This window comes from Novosphingobium sp. (assembly GCF_027531025.1).
Classification (GTDB): domain Bacteria; phylum Pseudomonadota; class Alphaproteobacteria; order Sphingomonadales; family Sphingomonadaceae; genus Novosphingobium.
This window is the reverse complement of record NZ_JAPZQX010000005.1, coordinates 71,438-87,981: the sequence shown is the minus strand read 5'-3', so window position 1 is coordinate 87,981 and position 16,544 is coordinate 71,438. Positions and strand designations below refer to the sequence as shown.

Below are 16,544 nucleotides of genomic sequence, written 5' to 3'. Positions count from 1 at the left end.
GCGCGGGGTCAAAGGCTGCGCCCGGCCCGACCGGCCAGTTCGGTAACGAATTGCCAGGCGACGCGGCCCGAACGGGCGCCGCGGCGCTTGGCCCATTCCAGCGCTTCGCCATGGTCGAACGCCAGCCCCAGGTCGGCACAATAGCCGCCGACGATCGCCAGGTAATCGTCCTGGCTGCAGGCGTGGAAGCCCACGGACAGGCCAAACCGGTCGGCCAGGGCCAGCTTGTCGTCCACCGCGTCGCGCGGGTTGATCGGATCGTCCTGTTCGCTGGCATGGCGCGGTACGATCGCGCGGCGGTTGGCGGTTACGGCCAGACGGACATTGGCCGGCCGGGCATCGACCCCGCCCTCCAGCCAGGATCGCAGCGCGCGCGGCCCTTCGCTGTCGCCCTCGGCAAAGCCCAGGTCATCGACATAGACGAGGAAGCGGCGTTGCACCCGGCCCAGCTGGTCGAAGAGCACAGGCAAGCTGGGCAGGGCATCGGGCGCGACCTGGACCAGCGCCAGCGCGTTTGGATTTGCTGCCTGCGCCGCGATAGTGCTGGCCCGGATCAGCGCGCTCTTGCCCATGCCCCGCGCGCCCCAGAGCAGCATGTCATGCGCGGCATGGCCGGCCGCCAGGCGCTGCACGTTGCCGCTGACCACTGCCTTCTGGGCATCGATCCCGCGCAGCAGGTCAAGCGCCGGGGCGCTGAAGCGCTGGGCGGGGCGTGCGCCGCTCTGGCCCCAGACAAAGGCCGGTCCAGCGGCCCAGTCGGTCGCGGTACTGGCATCGCCCGCCAGCCGTTCCAGCGCTGCGGCGATGCGGGCCAGCGGATCGCCCTGGTCGCTCATCCTGCCAGGGCCTCGGCGCTGAGCGCATAGAGCAGGTCGGCACCAGCCGTCGCCTGCACCTTCAGCCCGCGCGCCTCGCTGGCGATGTGCGTGGCGAAATAGCGCGCGACCACCGCCTTGGCCCGGGCCTGGGGCGTATCCGCACCCGCCAAGACGCGGGCCTGGCGCTGCAATTGCCAGCCAGCCACCGCCACCGCACTCATCGTGCAGAACGGCACGCTCCCGGCCAGGCGATCATCGAGGCTGGCCGAGCTACTCATCCAGGTGGCAATCTCGCGGCAATCGGTGGCCAGCGCCGCCAGCTCGGGCGCATCGCCGCAATCGGCGGCGATCTCGGCATAAAGTGACGCCAGAACGCCACCCTGTTCATAGCCCAGCTTGCGGGTGACGAGGTCCGCCGCCTGGATGCCGTTGGTCCCTTCATAGATCGGGGCGATCCGAGCATCGCGGTAATGCTGGGCGGCCCCGGTTTCCTCGACAAAGCCCATGCCACCGTGGATCTGTACGCCGAGGCTCGCCACTTCGCAGCCGATGTCGGTGCCCCAGGCTTTGAGCATCGGCACCAGGCAATCGGCGCGCAGCTGCGCTGCCGCATCGCCCAGCGCGCCGCGATCGACCTGCCCCGCGGTGTAATAGAGCAGCGCGCGCGAAGCCTCGGTCAGCGCCCGCATCCGCAGCAGCATCCGGCGCACATCGGGATGCTCGACAATCGCCACTGGCTCGCGGCTGGACCCGCCGGCGCGGGCCGACTGGACCCGCTCGCGGGCATAGCGCGCGGCCTGCTGCAAGGCGCGCTCGGCAATCTGCACGCCCTGGTTGCCGACATTGATCCGAGCCGAGTTCATCATCGTGAACATGGCCTTCAGGCCCTCGTTCTCATGCCCGACCAGCTCGCCAATGCATTCGTCGTTGTCGCCGAAGCTCATCACGCAGGTCGGGCTGGCCATGATCCCCAGCTTGTGTTCGATCGACACGCAGCGCAGGTCGTTGCGCGGACCCAGCGCGCCATCGGGCTTGACCAGGTATCTGGGCACCACGAACAGCGAAATGCCGCGGCTGCCGGCCGGAGCGCCGGGCGTGCGGGCCAGGACCAGGTGCACGATATTGCCGGCCAGGTCATGCTCGCCCCAGGTGATGTAGATCTTGGTGCCCTTGATTGACCAGGTGCCGTCTCCGCGCGGCGTGGCCGTGGTGCGCAGCGCGCCGACATCGGAGCCCGCCTGCGGCTCGGTCAGGTTCATCGTGCCCGACCATTCGCCGCTGACCAGCTTGGGCAGGTAGAGCCCCTGTTGCTCCGGGCTGCCGTGGTGGGCCAGCGCCTCGATCGCGCCGACCGTCAGCATTGGCAGCAGCGAAAAGGCCATGTTGGCCGCGCCGAGGTTTTCGAGCACATTGGCGGCGAGGGTAAAGGGCAGGCCCTGTCCGCCATGCGCTTCATCCCCGGCTACCGCGTTCCAGCCCTGCTCGACATAGGCGCGATAGGCCTCGGCAAAGCCATCGGGCAAGGTCACGGTGCCGTTAGCCAGCCTTGCGCCTTCGGTATCGCCCTTGCGGTTCAAGGGGGCAAACTCGCCGGCGGCGAACTGGCCGATGCCCTCGACAATCGCCTCGACCATGTCGGGGCTGGCCGCGGCAAAGCGCGGTTGGGCGGCCAATTCGTCGATTCCCGCATTCACGCGGATCGCCAGGACCTGGTCGGCAGTGGGGGCGGTGAAGTTCATCGGCGCTGTTTCCCTTGGCTTTGCGGCAATCCGCCTATAGCGGGAGGGGCATGGCCGACAAGCATGAAGCCGCACAGATCCGCGCTGCCGACCCCGCCGGGATTGCGGCCGCGGCTGATCGCCTGCGCGCTGGCGGGCTGGTCGCCTTGCCGACCGAGACCGTCTATGGCCTGGCCGCGCGGGCCGACCGGGCCGAGGCGGTTGCGGAAATCTATCGCGCCAAGGGGCGGCCGGACTTCAATCCGCTGATTGTCCATGTGCCGAGCCTGGCCGCTGCTGAACGGCTGGCGCTGTTCGATGACCGCGCGCGGGCCTTGGCTAATGCCTTCTGGCCGGGCGCGGTTACCCTTGTTCTTCCGTTGCGCGCCGATGCCGGGATCGCCCCGGCGGTGACGGCTGGCCTCCCGACCATTGCCCTGCGCTGTCCGGTCCATCCGGTAATGCGGGCCGTGCTCGAAGCTACTGGTCTGCCGCTCGCAGCGCCCTCGGCCAATCGCAGCGGTGGGGTCAGCCCGACCCGCGCGGACCATGTTGCCGCCTCGCTGGGCGCGGTCGTGCCACTTGTGCTCGATGGCGGAGCCTGCGCGGCGGGGATCGAATCGACGATAGTTGCGCTGCGCGACCAGGGCCGCTGGCAGATCTTGCGCCCTGGCCCGATTGCCGAGGCCCAGATTTCCGCCATTCTTGGCGCGGATCCTGACGTTGTGACGTCAGCTGCGATTGAGGCACCGGGGCAGCTTGCCAGCCATTATGCGCCCGGCAAGCCGGTGCGGCTCAATGCCGTGAAGGCCACGCCAGACGAGTTCCTGATCGGCTTCGCAGCCGTGCCTGGCGATATCTCGTTATCGCCAAGCGGGGACCTCGCCGAAGCGGCGGCCGGGCTTTATGCTGCGCTCCATGCCGGGGCGGCGGCAGGCCAGCCGCGGATCGCCGTGGCGCCGATCCCGGATGAGGGGATCGGCGCGGCTATCAACGACCGGCTGCGCCGCGCGGCGGCCTGATCAGTCGCGCTCGTACGGAACGCCCGGCATGAGTGAACGCATTTCGGCATAGGCGTAATCGGCCTTCCGGCAGGCCTCGTCATCGCCGCGCTCGCACTTCTTCGACTGTTTGCGGTATTCCCGATCAAGTTCGCCAAGGCGCTCTTCTCGGCGGCGGATCTCTCGGCCCCGCTTCTGGTCCTTTTCCGATTGGCTTGTGGTCATCACGTCGACCACGGTACTGCCAGCCTCAAGTGCCCGCGTCGTGCCGCGCACCGGGGCCGAGGCCAGATCGACTGCGGCACCGGCCACCCCGCAGCCAGGCAGGACCAGCAGTGCCGACACGATGAACAGCTTCTTGTTAGACATGAGGGGCCCCAGGCGCGATCAGGACCGGGCTCTTCTGATCGCGCACAGGTTAGCCGAAGATGAACCGATCTTCACTTTCCTGCGGCTTGGGCTGGGGCTACCCCGTTGCCCGGTTCGCAGACCAGCTTGCCCGATCCCATCGCCTCGACCGTGCAGGTGGCCCGGCCGCGCACGGTGACGCTGCCCGACCCAACGATGTTGGCCTTTACCGTGCCATCCGAAGCGAAGGCGGCATTGCCCGAGCCCGCGATGGTCAGGTCGGCAGTCTCGGCCTTGAGGGCATCGGCGGCGGCCGAGCCGCTGCCGACGATGTTGAGCTTGAGCTGTTTGACATTGCCCGCGCCGCGATAGGACCCGGAACCGGCGATGGTCAGGTCGAGCGAATCGCTGGCCACGCCTGGTGTCTCGATGTCGCCCGATCCGGCGATCGTTACCTTGGCTTCGCTGGCCAGGGCGGCGGCATTGATCTTGCCTGATCCGGCCATGGTAAGGCTGCGGGGCGCGGGCATGGTGACATTGACGATGGCCCGGCCGTCATCCCCGCCGATGCCGAAGGTCTTGCCTTCGCGCATTACGCCAAGGGCCCCGTCCTTCAATGTGAAACGCAGCTTTTCGGTAGCGGCAGGATCCCCTTCGACGGTGATCGCCAGCTTGTCGCCGGTGGTCACCCGGACTTCGTCGGGACCCAGCAGGACGAGTTCCTGCGGCGGCGCGCCGGTCAGGTCGAGTTCGGCCAGCGGCTTGCCCTTTTCGCCGTTGATCGAAATGTTGCTGCTGTCACAGCCTGAAACGCCGGCAGCCATGGCCACCGCTACAATCGGCGCAAAGGCGCGGAAAAACTTGTCGAGCTTCATGCCACTCTCCTGCTCTTGTGTATTGGCGATATAATACAGCAGGGCGCATTCGACAAGAGGGCGTTCGTTCGGGTCGTCCGGACCAACGAGAAAGGGCCGCTCCCGGCGGGGAACGGCCCTTTCAAGCGTCAGGTAATCGGGATCAGGCCGTAGCCGTCTCCGCATAGTACTTGGGCGCGTGTTCGTTGAGGATCGCGAGGATCTTCTTGAGCGCGGCCGGTTCGTCGGTCTTTTCCATCGCCGCCAGCTCACGCGCCAGACGCGAGGAGGCTGCTTCGAAGATCTGCCGTTCCGAATAGGACTGTTCCGGCTGGTCATCGGCGCGGAACAGGTCGCGGGTCACTTCGGCGATCGAAACCAGATCGCCCGAATTGATCTTCGCTTCGTATTCCTGGGCGCGGCGCGACCACATGGTGCGCTTGACCTTGGGTTTGCCCTTCAGCGTATCGAGTGCTTCACGCAGCGTCTTGTCGCTCGACAGCTTGCGCATGCCGATCGCCTCGACCTTGTTGGTCGGGACGCGCAGGGTCATCCGCTCCTTCTCGAAGCGCAGCACATAAAGTTCCAGCTTCATGCCGGCGATTTCCTGCTCGAGCAGTTCGATCACCCGGCCAACACCATGCTTGGGATAAACGACGTAGTCACCAACATCGAAGGCGTGCGCCTTGGAAGCCATGTATCGTCCTTTCGTAGGGCAGGGGACACCGGGCGAACAGGACAGCGGCGTGGATCGTCACGGCTACCCGCAGGTACCGCGCTTCCCCCGCTCCCATGTTCGCAGCCCTGCCTGTAGACAGTGATTGCCAACCGTCCGGAGCGCGAAATCCCCGGAAGTCACGAGATTATATAGCATGCAGGCAACAAAATTACCAGTCCGCAGAATCCTGCGGAGTCACAAGCCACTGGCGGACGTCGGTTTCGCCCGGCAAGTGCACGAAATGCAACCGATTCGCCCGCCGGGCGAATCGATCAATCGCCTTCGCCGGGCTCGGGCGAGAAGTACTTCTCGAACTTGCCTTCCTCGCCCTTGTGGTCATCGGCATCGGCCGGCGAATCCTTCTTCGAGGTAAGGTTGGGCCACTCGGCCGAATACTTGGCGTTCAGCTCGAGCCACTGCTCCAGCCCGCTTTCGGTATCGGGCAGGATCGCTTCGGCCGGGCACTCAGGCTCGCACACGCCGCAATCGATGCATTCGCTGGGGTTGATCACCAGCATGTTCTCGCCCTCGTAGAAGCAGTCGACGGGGCAGACCTCAACGCAGTCCATATACTTGCACTTGATGCAGGCATCGGTGACGACATAGGTCATGGCAATCAGGTCCTCTCGGGCGAATGGCTTTCAACCGCTGCTATGGGATTTGCGCTGCGCTCGTCAAGCGTGCGGTAGCATTCGCGCGCTTCAATTGCCGGACCGCGCCGGACGGGCAGGGCAATCACCTCGACAATCCGCACGCCCGAGTGGAATGGCACAGTCAGCACGTCGCCCGCGCCAACCGCGGCGCTGGGCTTTTCGATTCGCCGCCCGTTGAGCCGGAAATGACCCTCCGCGACCCAGTCGTGCGCGGTGGTGCGGGTGGGGGCGAGGCGCAGGAACCAGAGCAGCTTGTCGATCCTCATGGCGCTACTGCCGGTTTCACCGCACCAGCCCGGCCAGCGCGGCAAAGGCGCTGCCCGCCGGCGCGGCAGGGGGGCGGGTTGCCGGTTGTGGTTCGCGCCGGACCGGCTTCCAGCGCCAGCGCAACGGGGCCGCCGGGCCGAATGCGCCCTCGGCCAGCGGGCGCGGCATGAGCGGCTGGAATCCGGCCTGGCGCAGCAACTGGGCATAGGCGGCGGTGGTCAGCCCCATCGAGACGGCCAGCGCCGGATCGATCACCATGGCCTTGCCACCGCCCGCCACGCGCAGACCATGGGCGGCGTGCAGCAGCTTTTCCGCCATGTCGATCCGCAGCGCCTGCTTGCCGAGCGGACGATAGCCGGGCGGCGGGGGAGCCTTGCCGGGCAGCGGCAGGACGGGGGGCATTTTTGGATGCGGCATGGCCAGCACTTGCCCGCGCAGGGCCAGCAGGCTGCGCCAGGCGAGCAGGGGCGCCGCGCGCAGCATGGCCGGAACGAAGATATCAAGCGCGCCGACCTGCACCCCCAGCCGCCGCAAGTGCTGGCGCTGCGGCTGGCTGAGCGCTTCCAGCCCTGATTCAGCCCGCACCAGCATCCCGCCAGCCTCGGCCAGCCGAATCAGCAGCGCGCGCAGCTCCGGCCCGGCCCCCGGATCGCGGCTGGCCAGCTCCAGCTTGCGCAGCGGGGCCAGCGGCGCCAGTTCGCGCTCCAGCCAGCCTGACAGTGCGGCTTCCAGCGCCTGCCGCGCTGGTGCAGGCAGGGCGGCCAGTGCCGGTTCGAGCAGCAGCGCCGGGCTGAGCCGCGCCTTGCCCGGTCCAAGCCGCGCAATTCGCTCGCCATCCGAGGTCAGCGCCGTCCCCGTCAGGATCAGGCCTGCTGCCTCGCCAGCTGCGATCCGCCCGGCCAGGTCGCTCGCCCGGCCCGCCAGCAGGCCGGGCAGGTGGCGTTCGGCAGCGGCCAGCAGCAGCTTGCGATCCGCCAGCCGCGCGCCGGGATCGACCCGGAAGGTGAAGCCGGCCAGCGTCCCCAGCGGTTCGCCATCGACCAGCACCCGGTCATCCTCCAGCGTTACCGGCAGGAGCGCGGCATCCGGCCCCAGCTTCTTCATCAGCACCGAGGTGCGACGATTGACGAAGCGTTCGGTCAGCCGCGCGTGCAGCGCGTCCGACAGGCGCGCTTCGGCGGCGCGGGCGCGGGCGGCCATTTCCTCGCGCGCCACCACCCAGTCGGGCCGCTGGGCGATATAGGCCCAGGATCGGATCGCGGCGATCCGCCCCTGCAGCGTGTCGATATCGCCCACTGGCCGATCCAGCTCCGCAATTGCGCGGGCCACATGATCGCCGGGAATCTGCCCATCCTTGAGATCGGCCCACAACCGCGCGACGAACCGCGCATGGGTGTCGGCGCCGTGCTGACGGAAATCGGGGAGGCGGCAGGCATCCCACAGCCGCGCAACCCGCGCCCGGCTGGTGACGTCGGCGGCAATTGCCGGATCCTCAGCCAGCCGCTTCAGGACGGCAAGGTCGATCGCTTCGGGCGCGGCAGCCAGTTCGGGCCGATCAGGCAGGCGCTCCAGATCGGCGATCAGCGCGGGCAGGGTGCTGCAATCGGGATCGGCTTCGCGCCAGAACAGTCGGGTCAGCGGGGCGAAGCGATGCTCCTCGATCGCATAGACCTCTTCGGGGGTGAACTCGGCATCGTGCGCGCCGGTCCCTGCCAGGGTGCCAAAGGCACCATCGGTCTGGTGCCGCCCGGCGCGCCCGGCGATCTGGGCCATTTCCGCCGGGGTCAGGCGGCGTTGGCGCACCCCGTCGTACTTGGACAGGCCCGCGAAGGCGACATGGGTGACGTCAAGGTTGAGCCCCATGCCGATGGCATCGGTCGCCACCAGGTAATCGACCTCGCCGTTCTGGAACAGCGCGACCTGGCGATTGCGGGTTTCCGGGCTGAGCGCGCCCATCACCACTGCCGCCCCGCCACGGAAGCGCCGCAGCATCTCGGCGATCGCATAGACCTGCTCGGCCGAGAAGGCGACGATGGCGCTGCGCGGTGGCACCCGCGACAGCTTGCGCGCGCCGACATGGCTGAGCGTCGAAAAACGCGGGCGGCCGACGATCTCCGCCTCGGGAACCAGGGCGCGGACCAGCGGCTCGATCGTCGCTGAACCCAGGATCATCGTCTCCTCGCGGCCGCGCGTGTGGAGCAACCGGTCGGTAAAGACATGGCCGCGTTCCCGATCCGCGCCGATCTGGGCCTCGTCGATGGCGACAAAGGCCAGGTCCGGATCGCGCGGCATGGCTTCGGCGGTGCAGAGCAGCCAGCGCGCATGCTTGGGCTCGATCCGCTCCTCGCCGGTGATCAGGGCCACCCGGTCCGCGCCCTTGATCGCGCAGACCCGGTCATAGACTTCGCGCGCCAGCAAGCGCAGCGGAAAACCGATCGCGCCGGAGGAGTGCGCGCACAGCCGCTCGATCGCCAGATGGGTCTTGCCGGTGTTGGTCGGCCCCAGCACGGCCTTGACCCGGGAATCCCCGGACCGGCGGGCACTGGCAGGCGGGTTGCGCAACATTGTGACCAAGGATGTGGCATCGCCCCGTGAGCACTGCAAGGCAGCCTTCCGGCACCATCCCCAATCCAGGCCGACTTTAGGCGAAGATTAACCTTACCAGTGCAGAGCAGAGGCTGATTGCAGCCGCAGGGGCAGGTTTGGTGTTCACGCCGCGCGAAGCGCTTGAAACAGGGGCGGGATCGGCCCCGCTCGGCCTGCGCCTGGCGGGAAGCGCTGCCGCTGTGGCCCCACCCACCGCTGCCGGACTGGACCGCCTGGCCGGACGGCTCGCCGCGCTGAGGCGCGACTGGGAACTGCGCCTAGCCCGGTATGACTGGACCCCGGACCTCGCCGAAGAGATCGGTTCACCCCGCTGGTTTCGGGGCTTGGGGACCTTGTTCGGCCTCAGCGCCCTGGCTCTCGCCTTTCTGCCCGACTTTTCGGCAATCTCCGCCGCCGCAACGATGCCACTCGATCCCGCGGCGCGCGAGGAGTTCCGCAGCCAGACGATCCAGCCACTGGCGCTTGGTGCCGACTCCGGCCACCGCATGGGCCCGACCGAGCGGGTTCGCCCGCTGGCCAGCGTGCCCGAACGGGCCATGATCCAGACCACGGTGACCTTGGGCCAGGGCGACAGTTTCGAGCGCGTGCTGCAACGCGCCGGTGTCAGTTCAGCCGATGCGGCGCAGGTGCGCGGCCTGGTGGCCGGTGCCATCGATCCGGCCGGGATCGCGCCGGGAACCAGGGTTGAGATCACGCTGGGCCGCCGCCCCGCGCCTGACCAGCCGCGACCGCTCGATGCCCTGGCCTTCCGCGCCCGGTTCGACCTGAAACTGGCGGTGGCGCGGACCGAGGCGGGGCTGGCGCTGCGCCCGCAGCGGATCGCGGTCGATGCCACCCCCCTGCGGATTCGCGGCACGGTGGGGGTGGGGATCTATCGTTCGGCGCGGGCTGCCGGCGCGCCGGTCGAGGCGATCCAGCAATATCTTCAGGTGCTCGACCAGCATCTCAGCCTCGACACCGCGATCGAGCCGGGTGATACCTTTGACATCATCGTCGATTTCAAGCGCGCCGCTACCGGCGAAAGCCAGGTCGGCGGCCTGCTGTTCGCCGGGGTCGAGCGCGACGGGCGGGCCAAGGCGCAGTTGCTGCGCTGGGGCGGCGACGGCCAGTTCTTCGAGGCATCGGGCATGGGGGCGCAGCGCACCGGCCTGCTGATGCCGGTGGTGGGCCGCATCTCGTCGAACTTCGGGGCGCGGCGCCACCCGATCCTGGGTTATACCCGAATGCATGGCGGGGTCGATTTCGCCGCGCCGCACGGTGCGCCGATCTATGCCGTGGGCGATGCCGTGGTATCCTTTGCCGGCTGGGGCGGCGGCCATGGCAATCATGTCAAGCTGGACCACGGCGGCGGTTTCGGCACGGGCTATTCGCACATGAGCCGGATTGCCGTTTCGCCCGGGGCGCGGGTCCGGGCCGGGCAGATCATCGGCTATGTCGGCTCGACCGGGCTCTCGACCGGGCCGCACCTGCACTACGAGCTTTACAAGAATGGGGTGAAGGTGAACCCGCTGTCGGTGCGCTTCACCGTGTCGAACCAGGTCGATGCCAAGGAACTGGCCGCGTTCCGGGCGCGGATGGCCGCGCTCAAGGCGATTGCGCCCGGTCTGGCACCGAGCCGCCCCGCCGCGGCACAGATAGCCGTGGCCGCACCCGTTCGGGAAATCGACAAGCCTTCCTGAATCGCCTAGGCAGGCGGGCATGAGTGCCTATCCCGCCATCCGCCTGCGCCGCACCCGCGCCTCTGCCTGGAGCCGCGCCCTCCACCGCGAAACGGTGCTGACCCCCGCCGATCTGATCTGGCCGCTGTTCGTCACCGAGGGTCAGGGTGTGGAAGAACCGATCGGCTCACTGCCGGGCGTGTCGCGCTGGTCGGTGGACTTGATCGCCGCGCGGGCCAGGGAAGCGGTGGCGCTGGGCATTCCGTGCCTGGCGCTGTTCCCCAACACCCCCCCGGCGTTGCGCACAGACGATGGCAAGGAGGCGCTCAACCCGGACAACCTGATGTGCCGGGCGATCAAGGCGATCAAGGATGCCTGCGGCGATGATATCGGCGTGCTGACCGACGTGGCGCTCGATCCCTATACCAGCCATGGCCAGGACGGGCTGGTCGATGGCGCGGGCTATGTGCTGAACGATGCGACGGTTGACGTGCTGATCGGCCAGAGCCTGAACCAGGCGGCAGCCGGGGCTGACGTCATTGCGCCCAGCGACATGATGGATGGCCGGATCGGCGCGATCCGCGAAGCACTGGAAGGTTCGAGCCATGCCAATGTCCAGATCATGGCCTATGCGGCCAAGTATGCCAGCGCCTTTTACGGCCCGTTCCGCGATGCGGTGGGCAGCCGGGGGCTGCTGAAGGGCGACAAGAAGACCTATCAGATGGACCCGGCCAATGCCGAGGAAGCGCTGCGCGAGGTGGAACTGGACCTCGCCGAAGGGGCGGACAGCGTGATGGTCAAGCCGGGCCTGCCCTATCTCGATATTGTCCGCCGGGTGAAGGATGCCTTCGAGGTGCCGGTATTCGCTTACCAGGTGAGCGGCGAATACGCGATGATCGAGCACGCTGCCGCCGCCGGGGCGGGAGATCGCGATGCGCTGGTGCTGGAAACGCTGCTGGCCTTCAAGCGGGCCGGATGTTCGGGCGTGCTGACCTATCACGCGGCTCACGCGGCGCGCCTGATCAATGGCTGAATTCCGGCTGGAGACCGAGCGGCTGGTGCTGCGATCCTGGCGGGACGCAGATCTCGATCCATTTCACGCCGTGTGCAGCGATCCCGAGGTGATGGCCACCCTGGGTCCGGTCATGTCGCGTGACGAGGTGGCGGCATTGATCGAGCGGATGCGCGGGATCGAGGCGGAGCATGGCCATTGTTTCTGGGCCATGGTGCGCCGCGCGGATGACCGGCTGATCGGCTGGTGCGGGGTGATCCGGGGGTCGGTCGGGCCAATCGTGGACAAGGCCGAGCTGGGCTGGCGCATGGCGCGTGATTGCTGGGGGGCTGGCTATGCCACTGAAGCTGCCAGCGCCGCGCGCGACTGGGTCTTTGCCAATCGGGGCGACGATGCCGTCTATGCCATCACCAATGTCGACAACTGGAACAGCCGCAAGGTGATGGAACGGATCGGGATGACCCGGCTGGCCGATGGCGATTTCGATCATCCCAAAGTGCCCCCTGGCGATCCGCTGGTGCCGCATGTGACTTATCGCATGACCCGCGCGGCCTGGTCCGCGCGATGAGCCGCCCGGCAACCGCCCCGTCGCGCACCCTGTTCGTGGCGACGATTCTCGCCGGATCGTTCCTGCTGTTCCTGATCCAGCCGCTGGTCGCGCGGATGGCCCTGCCGCGCCTGGGCGGCGCGCCCAACGTGTGGAACAGCGCCATGCTGGTCTACCAGGCGCTGCTGCTGGCGGGGTATTTCTATGCCCACCGTCTCGCGCGGCTGCCGCTGCGGCGGCAGGCGCAGGTGCATCTGCTCCTGTTCGCGCTGGCCGCGCTTACTCTCCCGATCACCCTGGCCGATCTGCCGCCCCCAAGCCCCGGGATGGAGCCGCTGTGGGTCCCTGCGTTGCTGGCGATTAGCATCGGTCCGGTGTTCTTCCTGGTTTCTGCCCAGGCGCCGCTTATGCAGCGCTGGTTTTCGACCCAGCCCGGTGCCGGGGCGCCCTGGGCGCTTTACGCCGCTTCGAACCTGGGCAGTTTCGCCGGCCTGATCGCCTACCCGCTGCTGGTCGAGCCCTTGCTGCCACTCGAGGCGCAGCGGTGGGGCTGGTCGGCGGGCTATGTCCTGCTGCTGGTACTGATCGCGCTGTGTGCCCGGGCCCGCCGGGGGATCGACGGGGCTGCGGCGGCCGAGGCGCCGCTTGCGCCAGTCCCGCGCCGCCAAGTGCTGATGTGGCTGGCCTTGTCGGCGGTCCCGTCGGGTCTGATGCTGTCCACCACGACGCACCTCACCACCGATATCTTCGCCATGCCGCTGCTCTGGGTGATCCCGCTGGGGCTTTACCTGCTCAGCTTCTCGATCGCTTTCGCTGACCGGCGTGGACCGGCGCGGGCGATTTCCGCACTGGCCTGGGTGGTCGTGCTTGGGGCGGGCGGCTTTGCCATGGTCTCGAACTCGACCGGCGGACTGGCCCCGGCGCTGGCCAGCGTGGTTCTGCTATTTGTGGTCTGTGTTGCCCTGCACGCGCGGCTTTATGACCTTCGCCCTGATCCCGCGCATCTGACCTATTTCTACCTGGTGATGTCGGCCGGGGGTGTGCTGGGCGGGGCCTTTACCGCGCTGGTGGCGCCGCTGGTATTCGACTGGGTTTGGGAACATCCCTTGCTGGTCCTCGCCGCGGCGGCGCTGCTGCCGCTGGGCCTGCTGCCCGACTGGCGGCGCTTGCGCGGGGTCGACCAGACCACCGCGCGACTGGTGCTGATCGTGCTCGGCCCGGTGGCGGGGCTCCTTGCCTATCAACTCCACGGACTGGTCGAATGGCAGGAATCGCCTGGGCAGCAATGGGCGCTGACCGGTGGTCTGGTGGTGCTCGGATTGGCCCTGGCCCCCTGGCGCGGGGTGGTGCTGGCGGTGCTGCTCGCCACGATGCTGGCCCAGGGCGGGGTGCAGACCTTGCGCGACAGTCGCGACGGCCTGCGTGATCGCAGCTATTTCGGCGTCTATACCGTGCGCAACTATACCGAACGCAAGATCCGCACCCTGGCCCACGGCACCACGCTGCATGGCCAGCAATCGCTGGCGCCGGGCCTGCGGCTGGTGCCGCTGACCTATTATGGCCCTGGATCGGGCGCGGGCATCGCGTTCGGCAATGCCGCCCGGCTGTTCGGGCCGAAGGCGCGGCTGGGCGTGGTAGGGCTGGGAACGGGCTCGCTTGCCTGCTACCGCCTCGGCGCGCAGGACTGGCGCTTCTACGAAATCGACCCGGCCGTGCTCGACCTGTCGCGCCAGGGCACTTTCACCTTCATCCGCGATTGCGCACCCGATGCCAAGGTTGTGCTGGGCGATGCACGGATCGAACTGGCCAAGGCGCGGCGCGGCTCGCTCGATCTGCTGGCGGTTGACGCCTTTTCATCCGACGCGATCCCGCTGCACCTGATGACGGACGAGGCCTTCGGGGTCTATCTCGATGCGCTGTCGCCGCGCGGGATCCTGCTGGTGCACATTTCCAACCGCTTCATCGATCTGGAACCGGTGGTCGCAGCGCTGGCGCGCCAGCGCGGCCTGGCCGCTGCCCTGCGCGACGATACACCGCAAGGCCCCTTCGCGGACCTGATGACAAACTCGACCTGGATTGCGCTGAGCCGCGATCCGGCACAATTGCGGGCATTGCAGGCCGTCGTGCCGACCATGCCCTGGCGACCGCTCGTGGCCCCGGCGCCGCATGCCTGGAGCGACGATCACGCCTCGATCCTGCCCCATGTTCTCTGGGAAAACCTGCTGGGAAGCTGAGCCATGAACCGACCTGACGTCACCATCCTCGAAATCCACGGCAAGCGGCCGCGCATTCACGACAGCGCCTTTGTCGCGCCCGGCTGCCGGATCATCGGCGATGTCGAGATCGGGCCGGATGCTTCCATCTGGTACAATTGCGTGCTGCGCGGTGACGTTAGCCGGATCGTGATCGGCGCGCGCACCAATGTGCAGGATGGCAGCGTAATTCATTGCGACGGGCCGATGCCGGGCAAGCCCGATGGCTATCCCACCCTGATCGGCGAAGACGTGCTGATCGGCCACATGGCGATGATCCACGGCACGGTGATCGAGGATCGCGGCTTCGTGGGCTTTGCCGCTCAGACAATGAACGGCTGTGTGATCGAGGCCGACGGGATGCTGGCCGCCGGTGCGCTATTGGCCCCTAACAAGCGCATTCCGACGCGGCAGCTGTGGTCGGGGCGACCCGCCCAGTTCATGCGGGATCTGGATGACCGCGCGCTCGCCGGCCTGCAGCTGGGCGTGAAGCACTATGTCGAGAACGGCAAGCACCACGCCGCCGCGCTGGCGGCCCACGGCCACCTGCTTGGCCAGACCGAGGGCTGACCTTCCTTCGGCGGGAGCCATCCGCGCCCTGGCCGATGCCGAGGGACGGCTGGCCCTGCGGGTCACGCCAGGCGCCCGCGGTGAGGCGATCACGATCGAACAGGGCCGCCTGCTGGTGAAGGTTCGCGCCAAGCCGGAGGACGGCAAGGCCAACGCCGCCGTGCTCGAATTGCTGGCCGAGGCGCTGGGAATCGCGACGTCACGCCTTCGCATGTTGCGCGGCGCAACCGGGCGCGACAAGCTGGTTCGCCTGCTGGATTAGCCTCGGAAGCAGCCAGGTTCAGGCGCTGGGCGGGGCCTTCAGGTGCCGCATCATGTAGCCCAGGTAATCCGCCTTGCCGATCGCCAGCCCATTGGCGCGCAGGATCGCGTAGGCGGTCATCAGGTGGAAATGGAACTGCGGCATCGACCAGTCCCGGACATAGTCGGCGGCGCTCAGGCGGAAGACCAGCCCATTGGGCACGTCGAACTCGATCATCGTGTCATCGCTCACCGGGGCGGCATCGCGGGCCGCGGCGATCAGGGCGCGGACCTCGGCCAGATGGGCGCGGGCCTCGGCCAGGGTGGCGTGATCGCTTGCGGGACCGGCATGATCGGTGCCGAACAGCCGGTTCAGCGTGTTGTAGACCTGCTGGGTCGTGAACCGTACCTGCGTTGCCAGCGGGAACATGTCGGGTGCCAGCCGCGCCTGTAGCAGCGCCTCGCCCTGGTCGCTGGCGGCCGCCTTGCCCAGCAGGTGATCCAGTGTGCCCAGCAGCTGGTCGAAGGTGGCAAGGGTAGTTGCGGCAAGGCTCATGGCAGGCTCTCCAGTTTCGATTTGAAACTGGAATAAGGCGAAGTGACTGGACGTTCAAGCCCCAGGCATCAAGGTATCGGGAGGGGTCAGGTTAGTCGTGGCGCAAACAGGCACAGGATCAGTGCCCAGCCAGCCGCGAGCTACAGCGCCACCTGCGGCCAGCCGATCAGGACATAGGCACCCAGCACCGCTCCGGTGGCCAGACTGATCCACAGCAGCAGCCAGTTGTGCCAGCCCTCGCCACCGGTTCCGGTCAGCCGGGCAGCCACGCCCTGGGCAAACCGGACGAGTGCCCCGGTCATGTAGGTCAGGCCGACCGACACTTCGCCATCGCGCCGGAAGGTATTGTTGAGCGCCCCCATCGCCAGCACCAGCAGGGCCAGCATGACCCAATGGTGGGTCAAGGCACCGGCCAGCGCCGACCCGGCCAGCAGCAAGGCAACCAACGCCAGCACGGCCACCTTGCGCCGCGCCCCGGCCCGAGCCGCCAGCAGCGCGCCGCCGAATACACCCGCCACGAACCCGGCGATCAGCAATGCCGGGATGAGTGCAGCTGCGGGGCTGGTGACCAGATCCACCCCCAGCCGGGTCGTATTGCCCGACATGAAGGACACGAAATAGCTGTTGGCCGAAAGGAACCCCACCGCATCGACAAACCCCGCCAGCGCGGCAGCGGCGATGGCCAGGCGGCGGCGGGACTGATCGATCGCGTTCATGGCAGCAGA

General features: G+C 67.9%; 17 protein-coding genes. 7 read left to right on the top strand and 10 right to left on the bottom strand.

Annotation, left to right across the window (positions count from 1 at the left end; genetic code table 11):
- Positions 1–8: 8 nt before the first annotated feature.
- Positions 9–836, bottom strand: a complete 828-nt coding sequence (locus O9281_RS09175) for an ATP-binding protein (RefSeq protein ID WP_298184814.1) — start codon at positions 834–836, stop codon at positions 9–11.
- On the bottom strand, positions 833–2,557 hold the full coding sequence (locus O9281_RS09170; RefSeq protein WP_298184812.1) for an acyl-CoA dehydrogenase: 1,725 nt from the start codon (positions 2,555–2,557) through the stop codon (positions 833–835). Before O9281_RS09170 ends, O9281_RS09175 begins: the two co-directional genes overlap by 4 nt.
- Positions 2,558–2,607: 50 nt before the next feature.
- On the opposite strand from O9281_RS09170, the gene O9281_RS09165 reads away from it, so the two are divergent.
- Complete coding sequence (locus O9281_RS09165; RefSeq protein ID WP_298184810.1) at positions 2,608–3,558, top strand: L-threonylcarbamoyladenylate synthase; 951 nt, start codon at positions 2,608–2,610, stop codon at positions 3,556–3,558.
- On the opposite strand, the gene O9281_RS09160 is transcribed toward O9281_RS09165, so the two are convergent.
- The 6 genes from O9281_RS09160 to O9281_RS09135 all read right to left on the bottom strand — a co-directional run bounded on the left by O9281_RS09160 (position 3,559) and on the right by O9281_RS09135 (position 8,942).
- Positions 3,559–3,906 (bottom strand): hypothetical protein, encoded by a 348-nt coding sequence (locus tag O9281_RS09160; protein ID WP_298184808.1) that lies wholly within the window; start codon positions 3,904–3,906, stop codon positions 3,559–3,561.
- A 71-nt stretch (positions 3,907–3,977) separates the two neighbouring features.
- On the bottom strand, positions 3,978–4,760 hold the full coding sequence (locus O9281_RS09155) for a head GIN domain-containing protein (protein WP_298184806.1): 783 nt from the start codon (positions 4,758–4,760) through the stop codon (positions 3,978–3,980).
- A gap of 142 nt (positions 4,761–4,902) precedes the next feature.
- The gene (locus O9281_RS09150; RefSeq protein ID WP_298184804.1) at positions 4,903–5,436 is read right to left on the bottom strand and encodes a CarD family transcriptional regulator; all 534 of its coding nucleotides are present in this window, start codon (positions 5,434–5,436) and stop codon (positions 4,903–4,905) included.
- Positions 5,437–5,729: 293 nt separating this feature from the next.
- Entirely contained in the window at positions 5,730–6,068 is a 339-nt protein-coding gene (gene fdxA, locus O9281_RS09145) for a ferredoxin FdxA (protein WP_298184802.1), read from the bottom strand.
- A 5-nt stretch (positions 6,069–6,073) separates the two neighbouring features.
- Positions 6,074–6,376, bottom strand: a complete 303-nt coding sequence (locus O9281_RS09140) for a S4 domain-containing protein (protein ID WP_298184800.1) — start codon at positions 6,374–6,376, stop codon at positions 6,074–6,076.
- A gap of 16 nt (positions 6,377–6,392) precedes the next feature.
- Positions 6,393–8,942 carry a helicase-related protein gene (locus O9281_RS09135; RefSeq protein WP_298184798.1) on the bottom strand — a complete coding sequence of 850 codons (2,550 nt, stop codon included), beginning with the start codon at positions 8,940–8,942 and terminating at the stop codon, positions 6,393–6,395.
- Positions 8,943–9,082: 140 nt separating this feature from the next.
- On the opposite strand from O9281_RS09135, the gene O9281_RS09130 reads away from it, so the two are divergent.
- From O9281_RS09130 to O9281_RS09105, 6 genes are read left to right on the top strand one after another with little or no spacing between them, the layout of a single operon-like run.
- The gene (locus O9281_RS09130; protein WP_298184796.1) at positions 9,083–10,663 is read left to right on the top strand and encodes a M23 family metallopeptidase; all 1,581 of its coding nucleotides are present in this window, start codon (positions 9,083–9,085) and stop codon (positions 10,661–10,663) included.
- A gap of 19 nt (positions 10,664–10,682) precedes the next feature.
- The gene (gene hemB, locus O9281_RS09125) at positions 10,683–11,675 is read left to right on the top strand and encodes a porphobilinogen synthase (RefSeq protein ID WP_298184794.1); all 993 of its coding nucleotides are present in this window, start codon (positions 10,683–10,685) and stop codon (positions 11,673–11,675) included.
- Positions 11,668–12,222, top strand: a complete 555-nt coding sequence (locus tag O9281_RS09120) for a GNAT family N-acetyltransferase (RefSeq protein ID WP_298184792.1) — start codon at positions 11,668–11,670, stop codon at positions 12,220–12,222. Before hemB ends, O9281_RS09120 begins: the two co-directional genes overlap by 8 nt.
- Positions 12,219–14,435, top strand: coding sequence for a hypothetical protein (locus O9281_RS09115; protein ID WP_298184790.1), 2,217 nt, complete (start codon positions 12,219–12,221; stop codon positions 14,433–14,435). The genes O9281_RS09120 and O9281_RS09115 overlap by 4 nt, the downstream gene beginning before the upstream one ends.
- Before the next feature lie 3 nt (positions 14,436–14,438).
- Positions 14,439–15,023, top strand: coding sequence for a gamma carbonic anhydrase family protein (locus tag O9281_RS09110; protein ID WP_298184788.1), 585 nt, complete (start codon positions 14,439–14,441; stop codon positions 15,021–15,023).
- The gene (locus tag O9281_RS09105; RefSeq protein ID WP_298184786.1) at positions 15,004–15,285 is read left to right on the top strand and encodes a DUF167 domain-containing protein; all 282 of its coding nucleotides are present in this window, start codon (positions 15,004–15,006) and stop codon (positions 15,283–15,285) included. The genes O9281_RS09110 and O9281_RS09105 overlap by 20 nt, the downstream gene beginning before the upstream one ends.
- Before the next feature lie 18 nt (positions 15,286–15,303).
- On the opposite strand, the gene O9281_RS09100 is transcribed toward O9281_RS09105, so the two are convergent.
- Positions 15,304–15,819 (bottom strand): DUF1993 domain-containing protein, encoded by a 516-nt coding sequence (locus O9281_RS09100; protein WP_298184784.1) that lies wholly within the window; start codon positions 15,817–15,819, stop codon positions 15,304–15,306.
- A 140-nt stretch (positions 15,820–15,959) separates the two neighbouring features.
- Complete coding sequence (locus O9281_RS09095; protein WP_298184782.1) at positions 15,960–16,535, bottom strand: DUF1275 family protein; 576 nt, start codon at positions 16,533–16,535, stop codon at positions 15,960–15,962.
- Between the last annotated feature and the right edge of the window lie 9 nt (positions 16,536–16,544).

Bases quoted from the DNA above. Each gene is read 5' to 3' on its own strand.
- O9281_RS09165 (WP_298184810.1), top strand. From the start codon at position 2,608: ATGGCCGACAAGCATGAAGCCGCACAGATCCGCGCTGCCGACCCCGCC.
- O9281_RS09135 (WP_298184798.1), bottom strand. From the start codon at position 8,942: ATGTTGCGCAACCCGCCTGCCAGTGCCCGCCGGTCCGGGGATTCCCGG.
- O9281_RS09110 (WP_298184788.1), top strand. From the start codon at position 14,439: ATGAACCGACCTGACGTCACCATCCTCGAAATCCACGGCAAGCGGCCG.
- fdxA (WP_298184802.1), bottom strand. From the start codon at position 6,068: ATGACCTATGTCGTCACCGATGCCTGCATCAAGTGCAAGTATATGGAC.
- O9281_RS09095 (WP_298184782.1), bottom strand. From the start codon at position 16,535: ATGAACGCGATCGATCAGTCCCGCCGCCGCCTGGCCATCGCCGCTGCC.
- O9281_RS09115 (WP_298184790.1), top strand. From the start codon at position 12,219: ATGAGCCGCCCGGCAACCGCCCCGTCGCGCACCCTGTTCGTGGCGACG.
- hemB (WP_298184794.1), top strand. From the start codon at position 10,683: ATGAGTGCCTATCCCGCCATCCGCCTGCGCCGCACCCGCGCCTCTGCC.
- O9281_RS09100 (WP_298184784.1), bottom strand. From the start codon at position 15,819: ATGAGCCTTGCCGCAACTACCCTTGCCACCTTCGACCAGCTGCTGGGC.
- O9281_RS09150 (WP_298184804.1), bottom strand. From the start codon at position 5,436: ATGGCTTCCAAGGCGCACGCCTTCGATGTTGGTGACTACGTCGTTTAT.
- O9281_RS09120 (WP_298184792.1), top strand. From the start codon at position 11,668: ATGGCTGAATTCCGGCTGGAGACCGAGCGGCTGGTGCTGCGATCCTGG.
- O9281_RS09160 (WP_298184808.1), bottom strand. From the start codon at position 3,906: ATGTCTAACAAGAAGCTGTTCATCGTGTCGGCACTGCTGGTCCTGCCT.
- O9281_RS09175 (WP_298184814.1), bottom strand. From the start codon at position 836: ATGAGCGACCAGGGCGATCCGCTGGCCCGCATCGCCGCAGCGCTGGAA.
- O9281_RS09170 (WP_298184812.1), bottom strand. From the start codon at position 2,557: ATGAACTTCACCGCCCCCACTGCCGACCAGGTCCTGGCGATCCGCGTG.
- O9281_RS09155 (WP_298184806.1), bottom strand. From the start codon at position 4,760: ATGAAGCTCGACAAGTTTTTCCGCGCCTTTGCGCCGATTGTAGCGGTG.
- O9281_RS09140 (WP_298184800.1), bottom strand. From the start codon at position 6,376: ATGAGGATCGACAAGCTGCTCTGGTTCCTGCGCCTCGCCCCCACCCGC.